Raw genomic sequence first — 21032 nt, 5'->3', positions numbered from 1 at the left:
CAAGGGCAACACTTTAACCGATCAGCACCGGAGGTAAGCAAACGTAAACCTTGAGTAAAGACCATTGAAACAACTCGTAACACCCCCATAACTAAGACGGCGCCTGATGACAGGCGAGACCACGATTTCTATCGGCAATCTAACGAGGTCGCCATGAACAGCGAAGAGCAAACCCTGATCGATGGACTGTTTTCACGGTTGCAACAAGCCGAAACGGACTCAGCTCCCCGCGACGCCCAGGCCGAAGCGCGGATCAAGGAGCACATGACGCGCCAACCGGCGGCCGGGTACTACATGACCCAGTCGATCCTGGTGCAAGAACACGCGCTCAAGAGCCTCGACGCGCAGAACAAGCAGCAGGCGCAACAAATCCAACAACTGCAGGACGAGCTGCAACGGGCCAAATCCGCGCAGCCTGCCCCGGCGAGCAGCGGCGGTTTCCTGTCGAGCATCTTTGGCGGCGGCGGTTCCCGTGACCCGCAACCTGCCCAAAGCGCGCCAGCGTCTTCCGGTGGCGGCTGGCGCGAACCGGCGCGGCCTGGGTTCAGCCAGCCGGCACCGCAGCAAAACTATCAACAACCTGCTCCAGCCGCTCCGGTCGGCAGCGGGTTCCTGGGTGGCGCGATGAAAACCGCTGCCGGCGTGGCCGGTGGTGTGTTGCTGGCCGAAGGCATCAGCAGCCTGTTCCACCACAACCAGCAACCGCAGGTGGTGGAGGAAATCATCGAGCAACCGGCACCGGCCAGTGATCAAGGCGGCTGGGGCAATGACGACCAGAAGTACGCCGGCAATGACAACTGGGGCAGCAACAATTCGGACAGCTTTGCCGACAGCGATTATTCCGACGACTCCTCTTCCTTCGGCGACGACGATTCCTTCGTCTGAACCACCCGGGCCGGGGCGTCCCATCGCCCCGGTCTGATTTTTCCCGGAAACCTTCTCGTGGCTGGCATACTGGCACCCTTTCCGGGCCCTGGCGCCTGGCTGTCATGAGGAAATGCGGTGAAGAAAATTGCAGTGTTCGCCGATGTGCAAAACCTCTATTACACCGTCCGCCAGGCCTATGGTTGCCACTTCAACTACGCCGCGCTGTGGGCTGATATCAGCGCGCGTGGGCAGATCGTCGAGGCGTACGCGTATGCCATCGACCGTGGCGACAGCAAGCAGCAGCAATTCCAGCAGATCCTGCGCAACCTGGGCTTCACGGTAAAACTCAAGCCCTACATCCAGCGCAGCGACGGCTCGGCCAAGGGCGACTGGGACGTGGGCATCACCATTGACATCATGGATGCCGCCGACCACGTCGACGAAATCGTGCTGGCCTCTGGCGACGGTGATTTCGACATGCTGCTCGACCGGGTTATCCACAAGCATGGCGTCGAGGCCGTGGCCTATGGCGTACCGGGGCTGACGGCCAATTCATTGATACGCGCCGCCAGCCGGTATGTGCCGATTGAAGGCGCGTTGTTGCTCAAATAAATGCTAAGACGGAGTTGGAACAGGTTTGGAACGTATAGCGGTCATCGACTTTGAAACCACCGGCATCACCCCGAGCAGCCGTTGCCGGGCCACGGAAATCGCGGTGGTCATCCTTGAGCGTGGCCAGATCGTGGACCGCTACCAGAGCCTGATGAAAACCGGCGTGCACGTGCCCGCGTTCATCGAACAACTCACCGGCATCAGCAACGCCATGCTACGCAGCGCGCCGCCGGCGGAGCGGGTGATGAATGAGGTCAATGAATTTGTGGGTGTCACGCCGTTGTTGGCGCACAACGCCGCGTTCGACCAGAAGTTCTGGGATTACGAGTTGGGACTGATTCGCCGGACTCGTCTGCAAAAGTTCGCCTGTTCTCTGTTACTGGCCCGCCGCTTGATGCCCGCCGCACCGAACCACAAACTCGGCACCCTCAACAGCTACGCCCAACTGCCCCACACCGGCAAGGCTCACCGGGCGATGGCGGATGCGGAGATGGCGGCGAACCTCACGGCCCACCTGGCCCAGGAACTGCGCGGTACCCATGGCTTGCGTGAACTGTCCCATGATCTGCTGTGCACCTTGCAGAAAGTGCCGGCGGCGAAGATCAATGAGCATCTGAAGAAGCATCGCGGGTTCTAAACCCGCCACAATCCCAAGCACACTGAAGATCAAAATGTGGGAGCGGGCTTGCTCGCGAATGCAGCCTGTCAGTCGCCGAATAAATTGACTGATACACCGCCTTCGCGAGCAAGTCGCACCGCCGCTCCCACATTGGGTTAGGCGGCGCTCATCGAGGCTGTACACACTCCAGGGCTCGATCCACGACCCCCTTCGCCATCCCCACCAAATGCATCACCGCCCGCTGCTGCGCGCTCAGCACCTCAGCCGAGTCCTGCACCGTCTCCACCGCGCAATGCAGCAAATCCGCCGCATGGGCGAGGGCATCTTCGAAGCTCAGGTTGTCGTTCAGAATGAAATGGGGCGCATCCGGGGCGCAGGCTTTGAGGTAGTAGTTGATGGCTCGGCGATTGAGCAGGGCGTCTTCGCTGAGGAACCTGGGTGGATCGGGGGTGACTTTGACCATGGTGTAACTCCTTCCGTTAGGTAAGAAGCTGCAACCGTTCGCTTGCACGCGAATTAGGGTGGCAGCAGTACGCGGGTGTGCAAGACCAGGACGGAAGAACCCCGGCAGGCCCGAAGACCTCCCGCGCACAGCTGCCATAACAGGTCACGCCTACAACAATACGGGCGTTTTGATGTGAGGCATTTGTGCCTTCCGTAAGTCGGACTTGCACGTCCGATCATCGATTGTTCGACGACGAGGCGAGACTAGCTACTTGGTCCGACTGGCGCAAGGCTTTGGAATTCTCTAGGAAACGTCCTGCAAATGAAAGGGACTGATCTGTCCGTAGGATTAAAAACTAGAATGTATGCACGCTCCAGCAGCGACCGATGTGACTCGATGTGCTGTAAAGGCTGCGATGCTTCGGGAACTTCGACTCTTATATAATTAGGGGGTGTCTTCCTCGCTGTAACTACTCAGAAAGGGATATCGTCGTCGAATGGGTCATGTGTCGGAAGTGCAGGAGTGAAGGAAAGCATGGCCTCTTTAAGCTTCTTGCTTTGTGTGTTCCAGAACTCACCAATGATTACTGCGTCATGAAAACGCTCATCCCCTTCCCTTATTTTTTTAGTAAATAGCTCGTCGAAGCCGGCAGGAGCTTGTTCGGAAAGCTTAGTCAGGCTTGTTGATATGAATTTAAATATATAATTTTCTCGTTCGGTGTTCTTTGAGCTTAGGTTTTCGTAAATCGCCTGAATTGCTTCCTGTTTTAGAATCATTTTGTTGAAAATACATATAGCCCATGTTCCAAGTGAGCCGTCCAAGGTTCGCCCTTGTTTTGTACTGTATCTTCCTTCTTTTATAGATTTTATGAGGCGATTTTCAATTCTAAGACGTGCTGTTTCATGTAGGCTTTCCCAGCATGATTCTCCCAAGGATCCAGTTATATATCGAATGGTCGTTTCGTCATCTGCGGTTTTGAGCTCATCTGATATGACTTCATATGCTTGCTTGAGTTGTTCTGTGTTTAATTTCGGCAATAGGGAGTTAAAGAAGTGGCGCAGACTTTCAATTTTTCCAGACGTCTTGGCTCTATATGTATCGAGAAAAACCTCTAGTAACTGGCCTGTTGGGATTTCCGAAACAAGGAGGTCAGAATATCTGCTATTAGGGAAAAAGTCAGGATCCATAACTCTCTTTAAGAAATCTTCTCGCGAAAATTGCGATTTTGCGATGTCCAGCTGCCGAACTATGTATCCAATGAATACAATTATTACTTGCGCATCTTCTTCGGAGTCAGAGAACTTCTCATGGCTTCGTGGGTTTCTGAAAGTTTGGTACAGGCCGCGTAGGGTCATTTCCATACCCCTTTGTATATTTAGCTCTGATTCTGATTGCAGCTTGTTGAGCTTTATTTTGGGAGCTGCGCCTCCCAGTGCGCTTCCAATAAGGGCTGCACCATCACCCTCAGCGCCAGATTTTTTTCGGATGAGATCGCTTAGGAAGTGGAACGCATCCAAAATTGCTCCAGTGAAATCTTGTTTATCGTAATTTGTTCTTATAGAAGTCCACAGCTCAGTTGTTATTTTGGTTTCTAGGTTCAATTCTAAGCTCCATCATTCTGTATTTTGATTATAAGAGTTTTCTGGCGCGGGGATTTGGGGTGTTTGTGGCAATGTGCCATGAATAAACATTACCTGTTGCTTAGATCAGCGTCTACATGAATGCCAACGTGGGCGTCAAAAAATTTACTCCCTTGAGTTTTTGCTATCTAATTCAGTACCGCTTGCTACTGTTTTTCGCATTTTGACATGACGGCGTTTTGGGTGTCCGGGTGTCGCCGTATCTTATTAGGCTGAGCTCTCGCGGATAGGGACGAATGCCATCACTGACGCTGGCGATCCCGATCTGCCCTCAAGCGCCAATACACCAATTACCAGCGTGATGCCTTTGGCTGGCAACTGATCCAAGTTGGTCAAGCACTCCAACATAATCCTATTCCCCGCCAACACCGCATGGTTTGTCGCGAAAGTACTGCTCTGCCCCCGATCAACCCCGTGGGTATCAATCCCCACTCCTGCAATTTGACGCTGTTCAAGCAAGAACTGAATCGCCGCCTCGCTAATTCCAGGAAAGTGCGAGCCTTGCGCGTCCTGTCCAAAGAACGCTGTCGGATCATGCAGAGGTGTTGCCAGCCGGTGTACATCAGCACCATGGAGCCCGGTTCGATGAGCCCGTGCTGGCGTTCCCAGTCTTCAATGTCCTGCCCACTGATTTCGTAGTCCGGGTTGCAGCGGGCCCGTACATCAATTACTACCGCAGGTCGCACCAAGTCTTCCGGTTGATAACCTTCGATCCCCATGCCACCGGCATAAAAACTGTTCGGCGCATTCATATGAGTGGCGCTGTGTTCACCCATGCTGAAACGCCTTAGGAAATTGCCGTCCTCTGCCAAGGAGGCGACGTCTTCAAATTCAACCAGTGGGTCTCCCGGCCACAGCGGGATACGCGGACTGATCGGGTGACTGAGGCTGACGACCTTGCTGGGCTTACCCACCATTTTTGCCCTCCAACTGCCCCAACGGCACCCGCCGCTCTATCGCGCTCGACAAAATAATCGAGGTCTTGCTGAACCCGAACTTCGCCACGCGGTTGATCAAGCTCTCCAGCTCCGGCATCGACCCGACCGCCGCCTGCATGATCACACACGGATCGCCGGTCACCCGATGGCACTCCGTCAGTTCAGGGATCTCCGCCAACGCGTCATATACCTTCTGGCTGCCGTGATTGGTCAACCGCAGCTCAATCACACACTGAATCGGCAACCCCACTTTCGACAAATCCACCTTGGCCTGATACCCGGTGATCACGCCGCTGGCCTCCAGCTTGGCCACGCGCTCGGCCACGGCGGGGGCGGAGAGGTTTACCGTGCGGGCCAGTTGCGCGTAGGACGCGCGGCCGTCTTCGAGCAGAGCGCTGAGGAGCATGCGGTCGTATTTGTCCATGATAAGGCTCCGGTTGCGCATGACTTTCGAAAGCACGGTTTATAGCCTTCACAACCATGCTTTGAAAAGTGTATTGGCGTTTTAAACAGGTTTTGTAACTTATGTTTAGTGACTTGCCTTTTTAGAATAAGCCTCCCATCTCCTGCCATAGAGCCGCCCAATGCCTGGCCCACGTCGCTTTCCCTTACCGTTGATCGCCGCCTTTTTTGCGCTGTATGTGATCTGGGGGTCTACCTATCTGGTGATTCGCATCGGCGTGGAGTACTGGCCGCCGTTGTTGCTGGCGGGGATTCGGTTTTGCACGGCGGGGGCGTTGATGTATGGCTTCCTGCGCTGGCGCGGGGTGCCGGCGCCGACTTGGCCGCAGTGGAAGGCGGCCGGGATGATCGGTCTTTTGCTGCTCACCGTGGGTAATGGCGGCGTCAGTGTGGCGGAACACATGGGGGTGTCGTCCGGCGTCGCGGCGTTGGCCGTGGCGACCGTGCCGTTGTTCACCTTGCTGTGTGGGTATTTCTGGGGCGCGCGTAATACCCGTCTGGAATGGGCAGGGGTGATCCTGGGCATCATCGGCATCGCCATGCTCAACATGGGCAGCACGTTGCAATCGAGCCCGATGGGCGCTGTTTTGCTGTTGGTTGCGGCTGCCTCCTGGGCATTCGGTTCGGTGTGGAGCCGGCAATTGCCGCTGCCCCAAGGCGCCATGGCCAGTGCTGCGGAAATGCTGGTCGCCGGTGTGGCGCTGCTGATGGTGAGCGCGCTGTCTGGCGAACGCCTGCAGGCCGTGCCGCCGCTGGAAGGCTGGCTGGCCCTGGCCTACCTGACCGTGTTCGGCTCGATCATCGCCTTCAATGCCTATATGTACCTGCTCAAGCATGTACGCCCGGCGGCGGCGACCAGCTATGCCTACGTGAACCCGGCGGTCGCCGTATTGCTCGGTATCGTATTTGTCGGCGAGACCATCGGCTTGGAAGAAGCCTTGGCGATGCTGGTGATTATCAGCGCCGTGCTGTTGATCAGCCTGCCCCAGTGGCGAAAGCCCAAGCCGGAAATAAGGTAAACTGCGGCGCATTACGCCCTTGCGCTGAATTTTTCCTACGGTAAATACATGACTTTCGCCACCCTTGGCCTGATCGAACCCTTGCTGCGCGCCCTTGAGACGCTTGGCTACCAGACCCCGACGCCGGTGCAGGCGCAAGCCATTCCGGCGGTGCTGGCCGGTCGCGACCTGATGGCTGCGGCCCAGACCGGCACCGGCAAGACCGCCGGCTTCGCCGTGCCGTTGTTACAATTGCTGACGATGGAAGGGCCGAAAGTCGCCGCCAACTCGGCACGCGCGCTGATCCTGTGCCCGACCCGCGAGCTGGCCGAGCAGGTGCACGCCAGCGTCGCCGAGTATGCGCAAAACCTGCCGCTGACCACTTACGCGGTGTACGGCGGCGTGAGCATCAACCCGCAGATGATGAAGCTGCGCAAAGGTGTCGACATCCTGGTCGCCACACCTGGCCGCCTGATCGACCTGTTCCGCCAGAACGCGCTGAAGCTCAACCAGTTGCAAACCCTGGTGCTGGACGAAGCCGACCGCATGCTCGACCTGGGCTTCTCCGAAGAGCTGGCGAACATTTATCGCATGCTGCCTAAAAAGCGCCAGACCCTGTTGTTCTCCGCGACCTTCTCCGATGAGATCCGCACGCTGGCCGGGCAGATGCTCAATGACCCGCTGAGCATCGAGGTCAGCCCGCGCAACGTCGCTGCCAACACCGTGAAGCAATGGGTGGTGCCGGTGGACAAGAAGCGCAAGCCGGAGCTGTTTGTGCACCTGATGCGCAAAGGCCGCTGGAAGCAGGTGCTGGTGTTCGCCAAGACCCGTAACGGCGTGGATGCGCTGGTGGATAAGTTGCAGGGCCTGGGCATCAATGCCGACGGCATCCATGGCGACAAACCCCAGGCGACCCGCCAACGCGCGCTGGACCGTTTCAAATCGAGCGAAGTGCAGATCCTGGTGGCCACCGACGTGGCGGCCCGTGGCCTGGATATCGAAGACTTGCCGCTGGTGGTCAACTTTGACCTGCCGATCGTGGCCGAGGACTATATCCACCGTATCGGCCGTACCGGCCGTGCGGGCAACACCGGTGAGGCAATTTCCCTGGTGTGTGCCGATGAGGTGAACATGCTGTCGGCCATCGAGATGCTGACGCGTCAGACCTTGAACCGCCACATGGAACAGGATTTCGAGCCGGAACATCGCGTGCCGGACACCGATGCCAGTGGGCAGGTGGTGAAGAAGCCAAAGAAACCGAAGAAGCCTAAGACCTCGGGCGGCGGCGGTAAGCGCAACCTGGGCAAGTGGGTGGACAGCGGGGAAGTGGCGCCGGCGGAGCCTTCGATCAAGCCGGTGCGCAAGGTGCCGGTGTTCAATACCGGGCCGCGTAAGAAGAAGTGAAGCAGCCCTGAGCGGCAAGCTACAAGCTGCAAGTGAGTGTTGCTCTTACTTGCAGCTTTTAGCTTGCCGCTTAACCTCTGCTTTTAAACCATTCCAACATCCCCCGCCCAGCCGCTCTGCCGCTGGCAAAACACCCCGTCAGCAAGTAGCCCCCGGTTGGCGCTTCCCAATCCAGCATCTCCCCTGCACAAAACACCCCCGGCAACTGCTTGAGCATCAAGCGCTCGTCCAACGCTTCAAATGGCACGCCGCCCGCTGTGCTGATCGCTTCATCCATCGGCCGGGTCTTCACCAGCGTCAACGGCAACGCCTTGATATCCACCGCCAACTGCGCCGGATCATTGAAGTGTCCGGCAGGCGTCAACTCACGCAAAAGCGCTGCTTTGACCCCATCCAACCCCAACTGACTGTGCAGATGTTTGCTCATCGAGCGTGAGCCACGGGGTTTGGCCAACGCGGCCTGAACCTTGTCCAGCGGCTTGCTCGGCAGCAGGTCGATATGCACGGTGGCCGCCCCGTCCCTGTTGATCGCTTCGCGGATCGGTGCTGACAGCGCGTAGATCAAGCTGCCCTCGATCCCGCTGGCGGTGACCACGCATTCCCCGAGGCGTGGCTTGTCATCCCCTAAACCAATGGCGACGTTTTTCAACGGCGCGCCGGCGAATTTGCTGACCATCAGCTCGCTCCAGGCCGACACCTCGAAACCGCAGTTGCTCGGTTGCAGCGGGGCGTAGGGCACGCCGCGATCCTCCAGCAACTTGAGCCACGCACCGTCGGAACCCAGGCGCGACCAACTGCCGCCACCGAGGGCCAGCAGCACCGCATCGCTGTGGACCGTTTGTTCGCCTTCGGGGCTGTGGATAAGTAAGTCGCCGTCGGTATTCCAACCCAGCCAGCGATGCCGGGTGTGGATAACCACGCCTTGGTCGCGCAGGCGCTTGAGCCAGGCGCGTAGCAGGGGCGCGGCTTTCATGTCGGTAGGAAACACCCGTCCCGAGGTGCCGACAAACGTCTCGATGCCCAAGCCATGAATCCATTCGCACAACGTCTCGGCCCCAAAACCACGCAGCAACGGCGCCATGTGCGGCGCACGTTCGGCATAGCGCGACAGGAACGCCGGATACGCCTCGGAGTGGGTGATGTTCATGCCACCCACACCGGCCAGCAGGAACTTGCGCCCCACGGAAGGCATGCCGTCGTACAGATCCACCCGCACGCCCGCCTGGCTCAGGACTTCGGCGGCCATCAGCCCGGCAGGGCCGCCACCGATAATGGCAACGTGGGAGGGAGCAGTAGCGGGCATCGGCAAGCCTGGTCAAAAACAAAGGGCGCCCATTGTAAGCAATGCGCGCCCCGTGCCGTTAGGCAAAAAGTATTCAGGCAAAACCGGTGTTGGCGTACGGTGGGTATTCATCCTTGCGGTCGGCGTCGGTGATTGGGCCGCCGGTGAGGCCGTATTTGTCCAGCGTCGGCACCAGGTTGCCAAAGAACGCATCCTGTTGTTTCTCCCGCTTCACCACCTCAATGATCGGGAACACAAAGCTGGTCACGATGCCCACGCCGGCCGCCGCCCAGCCCAGTACCCCCGCGAAGGTGCCGGCGATGGCCGCCGCATCGGCAATGCCAAACAGGCCTGCACCGCCCTCAATAATCGACGCCACCGCCGCGCCGGTGCCCAGGGCGCCGCTGGTAAGGGAGAACCCGGCGTTGAGTTTGTCCCCGGCGAACGCGCTGTTGACCCCGCTGATCAGACCGAACACGCCGCCGATAAAGCTGCCGCCGCCGCCAACGATCTTGCCCAGGTTGCCCAGGCGGTTGAGGCCGTCGGTGTTCTGCACCATTTTGCCGGTGGGGAATTCGCCGATGCCTTGGGGTTTGTTCGGATCAATCGGCGTGGGTTTCCAGGTCATGCCGTAGCCGGCTTCCTTGGCGTATTTGGTGCCGCCTTCGGTAATCAGGCCGGCAAACTGCATGCCTGCCGCGACGCGGCCGGCGTTGTCTGCCGGGCTGTTGCCGCCCGTGGCGGAGCGCGCGGCCAACACGCCACCGGCCAACAGGGCGCTGCCGATGTGTAGCAGGCCCTGTTTGTACGCATCACTGGCGTTGAGCTTCAGCCCATCCACAGCCTTGGGCAGCACGTCGCTGATTTTCTCGCCCTGGCGATTAACGTCCCACATCGAGCGGATCAACGAGATCACGTCCTGCGGTTTGATTTGTGCACCCGTGGCGTCCTTGAACATTTCCGGGTCGTCGGCCATGGCTTTCTCGATGATGGCCGTGGTCTTGGCCTCGTCGAAGTTGCCATTGGCGTCACCGAACGCACCCTTGAGCACGTCATCGTTGGCGCCGTTGACCAGCGAATCGGACACCGCCTGGTTGACGTACTGCTGCACCGTCGACGAGTCCTGGGCCGAGACCTTGTCGCCGAGGAACTCCTTGAGCAACTCGGCGTGGGCGGCGTACTGGCCGATGGCGGTCATCGGGTCGGCGTTCGGCTGGGCGAGGGCGTCATCCAGATCCTTGCCGTTGAGAATGTGGTCCTTGAAAAATTGCTCGATATCCCCGGATTTGCCGGATTTTTGCGCAATGACGCTGAGGTCCACATGGCCATCGCCGCCCAGGGCCAGATCGGTGAGGGTGGCGTCGGTGCCGGCCAGGCTCAGGGCGTCCATGAGCGACAGCGGTTTGCCATCGGACCCTTTGGTGTTCAGGGCGGTGTTGAGCACGTTGCCGCTGTTGATCTGGCCGTCCTGGTAGGCCTGCAGTTCATGCTTGATCGCCGGGTCACTGTTGACGATATCGCGCATGCCGGACGCTTGGTTTTGCGAGAGGAAGGTCTTCACATCCGGGTCACTGGACAACTGGCCGATGGCGGCGTCGAGCTGGTCGGTGACCTTCGATTTGGTTGGGTTGAGGTGATATTCGGTGTCCGCTGTAATCCCCGCGTACAAATCGCCGTCACCCACTTTGTCACTGGCGGCCATGCGCGCGCGGGCGTCGCTGATTTCCATCATCACCGCGGCTTTGGTTTTGCCGTCGTAGTTTTCCGGGTGTTCGAGCACATCCTTGGTCAGCTTAGAGGTGTCGACGTCGGCCACCGAGCTGCGCACCGCGGCGTTGCTGAGCATCATCAGCACGCCGTGGTCGTCCTTGGGCGCCTGGTTTTCCAGCCAGGCGCCGATGTTTTTCTGCTGGGTGATGCCATCGGCCTTGGCGGTCGCGGGCAGGTCACCGGCCATGTCGAGGGTGCGCAGCATGCCGGGGGTGGACCAATAGCCTGCGGCGCCCGTCAGTTCCGGGCTCAGGCCTGAGTCATCCTTGATCGCCTGGAGGTTGGCGGTGTTGAGGCTGCCGTTGTTGGCGCGCTGGTTGGGCCCCTGCATTTGCGGGCCAGCGCTGCTCACCAGGGAAATATTGGCCATGACGATAGCCGCAGACTTGGCGTTTTCCTTGGCCAATGCGGTGGCATCGGGGTTTTTGCTGAGGAAGGTGCTGTAGGACTTCGAGGCGGCCGACAGATCCTTGTTCGATTGGCTGATGAACTTATCCACATCCGCGTGGGTAATCACCCCATCGCTTTTGCCCAGGCCGCCGCTGTCGAGGGCGTTCATCAGGCTCGGGCTGCCGGCCAGGTACTTGAGGCAGGCCTGGGCTTCGGGCGGCAGGTCGGCGGGCGGGTTGGAAAAGTCGATGGGGCGGTCATGCAAACCCCATTTGTCCCAGTTGTCGCTGAGCATTTTCGAGGCGGCGCGTGGGCGGTCGAGGTCGCGTTCTTCCTGGGTCGGCGCGCCGCTGGTGTTGCCGACTATCTTGTCCCAGTCCTTGGCGCTGGCGTATTTGGAGTTGTCGATCCAGTTGGTGTCCACCGCTCCGTCGACGTCGAAAATGCCGTTGGATTCCTTGACCACCGAGGCGTACAGGTCGGGGCTGATGGCCTGAGATACGATGATCTTGTCGCCCGAGGCGGTTTCGTAGCGGATCAGCCCGTGGCCGAGCTCTTCCGGCGTGCCCACCAGGCTCACGCTGCCGGCCTCATCGGCATTGGCCAGGCGATACCCTTCGTTTTTGCTATCGTTGATCAGGCCCCAGGTCTCGCCATCGGACTTCACTTTTTCGTACAGGTCGAGGTTGGTTTCCTTGCTGACAACGACCTTATCGCCCGATAGGGTTTCGTAACGAATCATCCCCGGCCCCACTTCATCAGCCGGGCCGATGCCTTTGTAGGTGTCCAGGCCCGGCGCGGTGTCGCCGGCCTGCGCGATGCGATAGCCGTCGGCCTTGCTCTTGTTCAGCGCATCCACCGCGTCGGCTTTGCCGGCCATGCCGTCAAACAGGTACGGGGTCATCTGCTTGATAATGATGATGTCCTCGCCGTCGCGGGTTTTCAGCTCCAGAACGTTGTCGGAAATCTTGGTGATGCTGGCGATATTGGCCAGGGGCACGCCGGTGTTGCTGATGTCGGCCAGATTCGGGTCGTTGAGGCGCTTGATCGCTTCCTGGTCGCCGGTAGCTTTGACGTCGGCGATTTTCTTGTCCTTGGTGTTGTCGGTCACCGCCAGCACCTTGAAGTTGCCAGGGTGGGCGGCTTCCTTGAAACCGGACAAGGCGCGGGACATCGCAGCGTCGAAGGTGGCGGCGACTTTCTTCAGGGCGTCGTCATTGCCGGGCGTCGTGCTACTGCCGATCTTGTAAGTTGCCATCGCAGGGTACTCTGAAAGCGGGAGAGGCCTTCAGGTTGACGACGGCGTACGGCAGTTTTGTTGCAAAACGGTCGCGGATGCCAAGTTCCACAACGTTTCACGGCTGTGGAAAAGTATCTGGTCAAAAAATGTACGGTTTCTGACAGGCTATGCGGCTAGAGGCTTTCAGGTCGTTACGCTCAAGTTATCCACAGGTGGTTCCACAGGGATTGTGGGTAACGCTCACAGTTCAGTGACAACCTGATGACGTCCACACCCGTTGCGCACTGTGGTGCAGGATGCCGTGGCGGCGGGCGAGGGCCGGTCGGTCCTTGCTATAACCGCCGCCGATTACGCCCATCACCGGGATGTCTCGGCCCAGGCAGTGGCGCATCACGCTTTCATCGCGGGCGGCGACGCCCTGGTCTGTCAGCTTAAGGTAACCGAGGGCGTCGTCCTTGTGCACATCGACGCCGGCGTCGTACAGCACCAGGTCGGGTTGGTAGAGCGGCAGCAGGTAGTTGAGGGCATCGTCCACTACCTTAAGGTAGTCGGCATCGCCCATGCCCATGGGTAGCGGAATGTCCCAGTCGCTCTGGGCCTTGCGCGCGGGGAAGTTCTTTTCGCAGTGCAGCGACACGGTGATGGCGTCCGGTGTGTCGTGAAGGATACGCGCGGTGCCGTCGCCCTGATGCACGTCGCAATCGAAAATCAGCACGCGGTTGACCCGGCCGCTGGCCAGCAGGTAATGGCTGATCACCGCCAGGTCATTGAAGATGCAAAAGCCCGCCGGGTAATCGTAATGAGCATGGTGGGTGCCGCCAGCCAGGTGGCAGGCCAGGCCGTGCTCAAGGGCTTGTTCGGCCGCGAGAATCGAGCCGCCGACCGCACGCACGGTGCGCCGGGCCAGGGCTTCGTTCCAGGGCAGGCCGAGGCGGCGCTGGTCTTCTCGGGATAATTCGCCGCCCATGTAGCGTTCGATATACCCAGCGTCATGGGCCAGGGCCAGAATCTGCGGTGGGCATAACTGCGGGCGCAGCAGTTGGCTGTCCTGGGTCAGGTCACTGTCCACCAGGTGGTCGCGTAGCAGACGGAACTTGTCCATGGGGAACCGATGGTCCGCCGGGAACTCGGGGCTGTAGTCATCGTGGTAGATCAATGGCAAAGGCATGGGATTTTCTGACGGGAACCTGCGACGGATCTTAACAGCGCTGTACACTCACGCACATGGCGAGGAAGGGGGACCCATGGAGCCGATACTGGAATTGGAAAGCGCACGCCTGGTGCTGCGCCAATGGCGCGACAGCGACCTGGCGGAGTTTGCGCGCATGTGCGCCGACCCGCAGGTGATGCGTTATTTCCCGGCCAAGCTGAGTCACCTGGAAAGCGCCGCGTTGATTGGCCGCATTCGTGGGCACTTCGCCGAATATGGCTTTGGTCTGTGGGCTTTGCAGCGCAAGGACAGCGGTGAATTCATCGGTCTCACCGGTTTGCTGAATGTCAGCTTCGAGGCCGACTTTGCCCCGGCGGTTGAAATTGGCTGGCGCCTGGCCCGCGAACACTGGGGGCTGGGCTATGCCAGCGAGGCCGCGTGGACAGCATTGCGTTGTGGTTTTGATCGTTTGAGCCTGGACGAAATCGTTGCCTTCACCACGGAAGCCAATCTGCCATCACAAAAAGTCATGCAGGCCATCGGTATGCATTACGATCCCCAGGCAGATTTTGAACACCCCAAGGTCGCAGCCGATGACCCGCTGCGCCATCATGTTTTGTACCGCATCACCCGCGCCCAATGGTTGGACACGCTGCACGGATAAGCAGCCCGGAATGCCCCATAGATTGTAGGAGTTGCTCTATGAGCCAAGTATTGGAAGATCTGGTGGACTTGCTGACCCTGGAGCCGATCGAGGAAAACCTCTTTCGCGGCCGCAGCCAGGACCTGGGTTTTCGCCAACTGTTCGGCGGCCAGGTGCTTGGCCAGTCGCTGTCGGCCGCCAGCCAGACCGTAGAAGAAGCGCGGCACGTGCATTCCCTGCATGGTTATTTCCTGCGCCCCGGCGATGCAAAGTTGCCGGTGGTGTACTCGGTGGACCGTGTGCGTGATGGCGGCAGTTTCAGCACGCGCCGCGTGACTGCGATCCAGAAGGGCCACCCGATCTTCACCTGCACCACCTCGTTCCAGTACGACGAACAAGGCTTCGACCACCAGACCACTATGCCCGTGGTAGTGGGCCCGGAAAACCTGCCGTCGGAGCTGGAACTGACCCAGCAGCGTGCGCACCTGATCCCCGAGCACATGCGCGACAAGCTGCTGTGCCCCAAGCCGATCGAAGTGCGCCCGGTCACCGAAAAAGACCCGTTCAACCCGCAGCCGTCCGACCCGGTCAAATACGTGTGGTTTCGCGCCGACGGCGCCCTGGCTGATGCGCCGGCGCTGCACAAATACCTGCTGGCCTACGCCTCGGACTTCGGCCTGCTGACCACCTCGCTGCTGCCCCATGGCAAGACCGTGTGGCACAAAGACATGCAGGTCGCCAGCCTCGACCACGCGCTGTGGTTCCACGCCGACCTGCGCGCCGATGACTGGTTGCTGTACGCCATGGACAGTCCATGGGCCGGCAATTCCCGTGGCTTCTCCCGTGGCAGCGTGTACAACCGCGCCGGGCAACTGGTGGCCTCGGTGAGCCAGGAAGGCCTGATTCGCCACCGCAAGGATTGGGCATGAGCCTGTCAGAGGTAAAACACTGGGTGTTCGACATGGACGGCACCCTCACGGTGGCCGTGCATGACTTCGCGGCCATTCGCGTGGCCCTGGAGATTGCGCCCGAGGACGATATCCTCACGCACCTGGCGGCGTTGCCGGCGGAGGTTGCGGCGGCCAAGCATGCGTGGTTGCTGGAGCACGAGCGCGAGCTGGCGCTGGGTTCAGTTGCGGCTGAAGGCGCGGTTGAGCTGGTGCGTGAGCTGGCCGGACGCGGTTATCGCTTGGGTATCCTGACCCGCAATGCTCGGGAGTTGGCGCACGTCACCCTGGAAGCGATCGGCCTGGCGGACTGCTTTGCCATTGAGGACGTGCTGGGACGTGACGATGCGCAACCCAAGCCCGATCCGGATGGCTTGCTGAAACTGGCGGCGGCCTGGGACATTTCGCCGAGCGAGATGGTGATGGTCGGTGACTACCGCTTCGACCTGGATTGCGGCCGAGCGGCGGGGACGCGGACAGTGTTGGTGAATGTGCCGGAGAACCCGTGGCCCGAGTTGGTGGATTGGCATGCAGCAGACTGCGCGGTTTTACTCGGGATGATCTAGCCCAGACAATGGAGATCAAATGTGGGAGGGGGCTTGCTCCCACATTTTGATTGGGTTTCTTCAAGAGAAGCTATTGAAAGAGTACTTTCTGGCCTTCCGGCGACGTAAACATCCCATCCCCGTTATGTCCCACCCCCGGCACTTCCACCAACTGATGGCTCAATTGCGGATGGCGCTGCTTGAGGTAGTCAAAATAGTTGTGCCCACGAATCAGGCGATACGCGCCCTGGGTTTCAGCGGCGCAGCTTTTATCCAGCGCTGGGTGGTTCGGGTCGGTGTCTTGCTGGCCCAGCAGGTAAGTGATGTTGCGTGACACATAAGCCTGCTCAAGCTGCTCGGCGCTCTGGCCCTTGGCGTAGGCCGGCAGGTTTTGCAGGCCGTATTTCCAGTCGTTGAAGCCTGGGCAACTGGCGGTATCGAATTTCACCGGTCGCTGTGGGGTGAAGTAGGCGTAGGACGACGGGTTGGCCACCACGTAACGCAGGCGGATGCCCTCGGTCTGCAGGGTAGGGTGATCGTGGCCGGTGAGGGCAAAGCGCTGCACCACCTGGCCGCCGCCGGAGTGGCCGGCCACCACGATTTCCTTGAGTGCCGGGAATAGCTTGCGGTTGCCCAGGTGCTTGATGATCTGGTCGAGGGCGCCGTAGGAGCTGATTGGCCTTGGTCCGGTCGACGGTTCGCCGGCCATCCAGTCATTGCCTTTCCAGCGCAGGACCTGATGGTCCAGTTGGTTACGCTTCACGTCGGATTCATTGAGAAACTGCGGCGCAATCACCAGTGTATGGGCGGCCTGGCCCGCATGCTCGGCGGCGTCTTCACCGCTTTGCAGGTAGGTCTGCGCATTGCGCAGTCGGCCATGCACGATGATCAATGCACGGGTGACTTGGGGTAGCGGTATGCTCCAGTCCTGGCTTAAACCCAGGCTGAGGTCGCCGGCCTCCAGGTGGAAACGATCGGGACTGACTTCCTTTACGCCATGCTCTTTTACGACAGGCCCGGCGGCCAAGGCGGAACAGGTGACCAACAAACCCAGCAGCAATCCCAATCGTTTATTCATCTAAAGACTCTTGGCGGTAAAAGTGTCGCATTGAGTGATCTGGCCCTGGGCGAAGCCGGTCTTGAACCAGCGAACCCGCTGCGCCGAGGTGCCGTGGGTAAACGAGTCCGGTACGACGCGCCCTTGACCCTGTTGCTGCAAACGGTCATCGCCGATAGCGTTGGCCGCATTCAGTGCTTCTTCAATATCGCCGGGCTCCAGCCAGTTAAGGCGCTTTTGCGCACGGTTGGCCCAGACGCCGGCAAAGCAGTCTGCTTGCAGTTCCTGGCGGACCAGCAGGCCGCCGTCGCCTTGCATCTGCCGGCCCTGCTGGCGCGCCGCCTGGATCTTCGACGAGATACCCAGCAGCGTCTGCACGTGGTGCCCGACTTCGTGGGCGATCACGTAAGCCTGGGCAAAATCGCCGGCAGCCTGGAAGCGTTGCGACATTTCCCGGAAGAAATCCAGGTCCAGATACACCTGCTGATCAGCCGGGCAATAAAACGGGCCACTGGCCGAGGTCGCACCACCGCAGGCCGAATTCACCCGGCCGCGGAACAAGATCAGTTTCGGGTTCTTGTAGGCCAACCCGTTTTCCTGGAACACCTGGGCCCAGGTATCTTCGGTATCGCCCAGTACGGCGCGGACAAAATCGGCTTGTTCATCGTTGGCCGGCGGTGCCTGGCGCGACGGCGTACTCACCGACGGTGCCTGTTCCATCTGGCCGGTCAACTGGCCGAGGATCTGCATCGGGTCTTGGCCGGTCAGCCAGCCAATGCCGACGATCAGTACGATTGCCGTGAGGCTCAGGCCCTTGCCGCCCCCAAAACGCATGCCGCCTCCGCCGCCGCCACTGTCATCGCGGGCATCTACCACGTTGTCGCTGCGTCGGCCTTTTTTCCATAGCATGGGGCAATCCTCTCGATGAACTCTGGAACAGTGTTGTTGGTGCGTAGGAATGGCGCCAGCCCGGCTGTCCGACAGGTACGAGAGCTGCGTAGTATCGCTGTTCTCGGCCAGTCCCGGCAGGGGCGCCAGATGAAACTTGTGTCAGCAAAACCGGTTCAGTCGCGGCAGTAACCTTCGCCGGTATCCACCACCAGGCAATCCTTTTTATCTGCCAGCCATTTCATCCCGGTGGCAGCGCCGTCACCGGCACGCAGCAGTTGCGGGCCATCCGGGCGAGTGAAGGCGATGCCGTCTTCGGTCGCTTCACCCTTGAAAGTGCCCGCGTCATCGGCGTCGAGGCCGTATTGCATGGTGAGAATGTAGTGACCCCGGCCGACGGCGTCGTCCTTGGCGATGGTCAGATGCAGGCCTTCGACGCCGATCCATTTGCCGACCCATTTATCGGTGGGCGGGGTTTGCGGTACCAAGGTAGCTTGCACGGATGCCGGGGCAGGTTTGGGCGCGTCCTTGGCTTCTTGATTGCAGGCGGTGAGCAGGGCGAGGGCGGACAAAACAAAGAGGGCTTTTTTCATAGTGGCAAGGCCTTGGTTAAAAAGTGTGCAACACGGCGGTCAATGTGCAGCGTTGGACTCGAAACCCGTGATTTAGTGCGCTGTTCGCACGCTGTTTGGTTATGCTCTTGGGGCAGACTCCAGCCCGGCTGCTAGATTACCGGGTTGAGCTCGACCGCGCGCCACACACGAGAATCCGATGACTGTCAGTACCCCTTTATCCGGCGTCAACCATCCCTTCAAGGGCATTTTGCTGATTGTCCTGGCGACGTTCCTGTTCTCCAGCCATGACGCCTTGTCCAAATACCTGGCCGGGTTCTACCCGATCGTGATGGTGGTGTGGGCGCGTTACCTGGTGCACACCTTATTGATGGCCGGCATTTTCCTGCCGCAATCGGGTTTGCGCGTGCTGCGCAGCAAACGGCCGGGGATGCAGGTGGTCCGGGCGCTTTGCCTGTTGGGCACCAGCCTGTTTTTCACGACGGCGTTGCATTACATCCCGCTGGCGGAAGCCACGGCGGTGAACTTCCTCGCGCCGATCCTGGTGACGGCACTGTCGGTGCCGCTGCTGGGTGAGCACGTGACCCGTGGCCAATGGCTGGCGGTGATCTGCGGGTTTGTCGGCGTGCTGATCATCATCCACCCCGGCGGCGAACTGTTCACCCCGGCGGTGTTGCTGCCGCTGTGTTCGGCGCTGTTCTTCTGCTTCTACCAACTGCTCACGCGCATTCTCAGCCAGTACGACACGCCCACCACCAGCAACTTCTTCGCCGGTCTGTGCAACACCTTGGTAATGAGTGCGATGGTGCCGTTCTTCTGGCAGATCCCCACGCTGTGGCATGGCGCGTTGATGCTGGCCCTGGGCACCTGCGGGATGACCGCGCACTTGATGTTGACCCAGGCGTTCCGCTTTGCGGCACCGGCCTTGCTGGCGCCGTTCGGCTATTGCCAGATCGTATTCGCGGGGTTGTTGGGCTGGCTGGTGTTCAACCATACCCCCGATGTGACCACGGTGGTCGGCATCGGGGTGATCTGCATGAGCGGGCTGGCCGCTGCCTGGCAGCAGCGGCGCCGGTAGATCAAGCGTCTACCGTAGGGATCTTGCGCGGTGCCATGAAGTACATCCAGGTCAGCGCAATGAAGTACATCGCCGGGATCAGGGTGAACAACACGGTGTAGTTGTTGTTGGTCACGGTCAGGATGTGGCCGACGATCTGGGTCATGAACATACCGCCGATAGCCGCGCACATGCCGCCGAACCCGAACACTGTGCTCATCATATGCTTGGGCGTGTAGTCCATCACCAGGCTCCAGATGTTGGCGGTCCAGGCCTGATGCGCACCGATCGCCAGGGAGATGGCAAATACCGCGACCCACAGCTGGCTGGAACCGGCGGCCATGATCACGCCGACGATGCAGCAGGCAAACAGCAGCATCGACAGTAGGCGCGCCTTGATCGAGTTCATGCCACGGCCGATCAGGAATGACGACAGGATCCCCCCACCCACGCTGCCGAAATCCGCCGTCAAATAGATGATGATCAGTGGGATACCCATCTGGGTCACGTTGATGCCCAGGTTGTATTGCTGGTTCAGGAATGGCGGTAGCCAGTACAGGTAGAACCAGAACACGGGCGCTGTCATCGAGTAGGCGAGGGCGAAGGCCCAGGTGCCACGCATGCGTAAGATACGGCTGAACGGCACGCGGGGTTGTTCCGGTTCGACTTCCTGTTGCACGTAGTCCAATTCGGATTGTTTGACGCTGGGATGGTCTTCCGGGTTGAAGTACTTCAGGCCCCAGAACACCAACCAGATCCCGCCTAGTGCCGACATGCACAGGAACGCCGCCTGCCAGCCCCATACGTGGAGGATCAACGGCAGCAGCATCGGCGTCATCATCGCGCCGACGTTGGTGCCGGCATTGAAGATACCGGTGGCCACCGCGCGCTCACCGGCCGGGAACCACAAACGCGTGGTCTTGACGCACGCCGGGTAGTTGGCGGCTTCGGTCAACCCGAGGATAAAACGGCACACCATGAAGCCAACGGCTGAGGTGGCCAGGCCGTGGGCGCCGGTCGCAAGGCTCCACAACAGCACGGCGCAGAAGAACACGCGTTTCACGCCCACCCGGTCTATCAAGCGACCTTGCAGCACAAAGCCGATGGCGTAGCCGACCTGGAACCAAAAATTGATGTTGGCGTAGTCCATCGCCGTCCAGCTCATTTCTTTGGCCAGGATCGGCTGCATGACGCCCAGCGCGGCGCGGTCGATGTAGTTGAGGGTGGTGGCGAAAAACACCAGGGCCAACATGCCCCAGCGCGTTTTACCCACGGCCAGGGCGCCGCGGATCTTGTCGCCGATGCCGGCGTGCGGGGTGCCGTGGCGTGCGGCCAAGGCGGAGTTTTGCAGAGGCATGAGGTCGTACCCGTTTTTTGAAATTTTTATGGTGTGTTCTGGGTCTTGTTACTGAATCGATGGTGCGCAGCGGCTAAAAAATCGTCAATTCGCCAAAAGGGCATAGTGTTCGATAATCGCACCAAAAACTAACCGGTTCGTACATTTTA

The 21032-nt window shown here is 59.8% G+C and carries 19 protein-coding genes and 1 pseudogene; 9 read left to right on the top strand and 11 right to left on the bottom strand.

Going from position 1 to position 21032, the window contains the following annotated elements:
• The first annotated feature begins 153 nt into the window (after nt 1-153).
• The 3 genes from LVW35_RS24980 to LVW35_RS24970 all read left to right on the top strand — a co-directional run bounded on the left by LVW35_RS24980 (nt 154) and on the right by LVW35_RS24970 (nt 2116).
• Complete coding sequence (locus LVW35_RS24980) at nt 154-885, top strand: DUF2076 domain-containing protein (RefSeq protein WP_233892463.1); 732 nt, start codon at nt 154-156, stop codon at nt 883-885.
• Between the two features lie 117 nt (nt 886-1002).
• Complete coding sequence (locus LVW35_RS24975; RefSeq protein ID WP_057024475.1) at nt 1003-1479, top strand: LabA-like NYN domain-containing protein; 477 nt, start codon at nt 1003-1005, stop codon at nt 1477-1479.
• A gap of 25 nt (nt 1480-1504) precedes the next feature.
• Entirely contained in the window at nt 1505-2116 is a 612-nt protein-coding gene (locus LVW35_RS24970; RefSeq protein ID WP_233892461.1) for a 3'-5' exonuclease, read from the top strand.
• 148 nt (nt 2117-2264) lie between these two features.
• Here the strand turns inward: LVW35_RS24970 and LVW35_RS24965 are convergent, their stop codons facing one another.
• The 4 genes and pseudogenes from LVW35_RS24965 to LVW35_RS24950 form a co-directional block, all read right to left on the bottom strand.
• A complete protein-coding gene (locus LVW35_RS24965) occupies nt 2265-2561 on the bottom strand; it encodes a DUF6124 family protein (RefSeq protein WP_233892456.1) in 297 nt (98 codons plus the stop codon).
• 455 nt (nt 2562-3016) lie between these two features.
• The gene (locus LVW35_RS24960; protein WP_233892454.1) at nt 3017-4144 is read right to left on the bottom strand and encodes a TIGR02391 family protein; all 1128 of its coding nucleotides are present in this window, start codon (nt 4142-4144) and stop codon (nt 3017-3019) included.
• A gap of 246 nt (nt 4145-4390) precedes the next feature.
• Nucleotides 4391-5100, bottom strand: a pseudogene (locus tag LVW35_RS29025) (cyclase family protein).
• A complete protein-coding gene (locus LVW35_RS24950) occupies nt 5090-5545 on the bottom strand; it encodes an Lrp/AsnC family transcriptional regulator (protein WP_033896506.1) in 456 nt (151 codons plus the stop codon). The pseudogene LVW35_RS29025 and the gene LVW35_RS24950 overlap by 11 nt, the downstream one beginning before the upstream one ends.
• Nucleotides 5546-5705: 160 nt before the next feature.
• On the opposite strand from LVW35_RS24950, the gene yedA reads away from it, so the two are divergent.
• Both yedA and LVW35_RS24940 read left to right on the top strand, forming a co-directional pair.
• The gene (gene yedA / locus LVW35_RS24945; RefSeq protein WP_010206736.1) at nt 5706-6602 is read left to right on the top strand and encodes a drug/metabolite exporter YedA; all 897 of its coding nucleotides are present in this window, start codon (nt 5706-5708) and stop codon (nt 6600-6602) included.
• Between the two features lie 48 nt (nt 6603-6650).
• Nucleotides 6651-7985, top strand: a complete 1335-nt coding sequence (locus tag LVW35_RS24940) for a DEAD/DEAH box helicase (protein ID WP_233892453.1) — start codon at nt 6651-6653, stop codon at nt 7983-7985.
• Between the two features lie 70 nt (nt 7986-8055).
• On the opposite strand, the gene LVW35_RS24935 is transcribed toward LVW35_RS24940, so the two are convergent.
• The 3 genes from LVW35_RS24935 to LVW35_RS24925 form a co-directional block, all read right to left on the bottom strand.
• A complete protein-coding gene (locus LVW35_RS24935) occupies nt 8056-9288 on the bottom strand; it encodes a TIGR03862 family flavoprotein (RefSeq protein ID WP_233892452.1) in 1233 nt (410 codons plus the stop codon).
• A gap of 73 nt (nt 9289-9361) precedes the next feature.
• The gene (locus tag LVW35_RS24930) at nt 9362-12685 is read right to left on the bottom strand and encodes a type III effector HrpK domain-containing protein (RefSeq protein ID WP_233892451.1); all 3324 of its coding nucleotides are present in this window, start codon (nt 12683-12685) and stop codon (nt 9362-9364) included.
• A gap of 229 nt (nt 12686-12914) precedes the next feature.
• Nucleotides 12915-13835: a histone deacetylase family protein gene (locus LVW35_RS24925; RefSeq protein WP_233892450.1), complete on the bottom strand. Its 921-nt coding sequence runs from the start codon at nt 13833-13835 to the stop codon at nt 12915-12917.
• 76 nt (nt 13836-13911) lie between these two features.
• On the opposite strand from LVW35_RS24925, the gene LVW35_RS24920 reads away from it, so the two are divergent.
• Genes LVW35_RS24920 through LVW35_RS24910 form a run of 3 tightly spaced genes read left to right on the top strand, consistent with a single transcriptional unit; the run spans nt 13912 to nt 15973 of the window.
• On the top strand, nt 13912-14481 hold the full coding sequence (locus LVW35_RS24920; RefSeq protein ID WP_233892449.1) for a GNAT family N-acetyltransferase: 570 nt from the start codon (nt 13912-13914) through the stop codon (nt 14479-14481).
• A gap of 38 nt (nt 14482-14519) precedes the next feature.
• Nucleotides 14520-15389 (top strand): acyl-CoA thioesterase II, encoded by an 870-nt coding sequence (gene tesB / locus LVW35_RS24915; RefSeq protein WP_233892448.1) that lies wholly within the window; start codon nt 14520-14522, stop codon nt 15387-15389.
• Nucleotides 15386-15973: an HAD family hydrolase gene (locus LVW35_RS24910; protein WP_233892447.1), complete on the top strand. Its 588-nt coding sequence runs from the start codon at nt 15386-15388 to the stop codon at nt 15971-15973. The genes tesB and LVW35_RS24910 overlap by 4 nt, the downstream gene beginning before the upstream one ends.
• 70 nt (nt 15974-16043) lie before the next feature.
• On the opposite strand, the gene LVW35_RS24905 is transcribed toward LVW35_RS24910, so the two are convergent.
• From LVW35_RS24905 to LVW35_RS24895, 3 genes are all read right to left on the bottom strand, one after another.
• On the bottom strand, nt 16044-17030 hold the full coding sequence (locus tag LVW35_RS24905; RefSeq protein WP_233892446.1) for an alpha/beta hydrolase: 987 nt from the start codon (nt 17028-17030) through the stop codon (nt 16044-16046).
• Complete coding sequence (ypfJ, locus tag LVW35_RS24900; RefSeq protein ID WP_233892445.1) at nt 17031-17918, bottom strand: KPN_02809 family neutral zinc metallopeptidase; 888 nt, start codon at nt 17916-17918, stop codon at nt 17031-17033.
• A gap of 155 nt (nt 17919-18073) precedes the next feature.
• Nucleotides 18074-18490 (bottom strand): lipoprotein, encoded by a 417-nt coding sequence (locus tag LVW35_RS24895; RefSeq protein WP_233892444.1) that lies wholly within the window; start codon nt 18488-18490, stop codon nt 18074-18076.
• A 178-nt stretch (nt 18491-18668) separates the two neighbouring features.
• Between LVW35_RS24895 and LVW35_RS24890 the strand changes: the two genes are divergently transcribed.
• Complete coding sequence (locus tag LVW35_RS24890; protein WP_233892443.1) at nt 18669-19547, top strand: DMT family transporter; 879 nt, start codon at nt 18669-18671, stop codon at nt 19545-19547.
• Nucleotide 19548: 1 nt separating this feature from the next.
• Here LVW35_RS24890 and LVW35_RS24885 read toward each other — a convergent pair whose 3' ends face one another.
• Nucleotides 19549-20883, bottom strand: a complete 1335-nt coding sequence (locus LVW35_RS24885) for an MFS transporter (RefSeq protein WP_233892442.1) — start codon at nt 20881-20883, stop codon at nt 19549-19551.
• Nucleotides 20884-21032: the final 149 nt, after the last annotated feature.

It is taken from the genome of Pseudomonas sp. HN11 (assembly GCF_021390155.1).
Classification (GTDB): domain Bacteria; phylum Pseudomonadota; class Gammaproteobacteria; order Pseudomonadales; family Pseudomonadaceae; genus Aquipseudomonas.
Note: the sequence above shows the minus strand (reverse complement) of the source record. Positions and strands in the feature narration are given on the sequence as shown.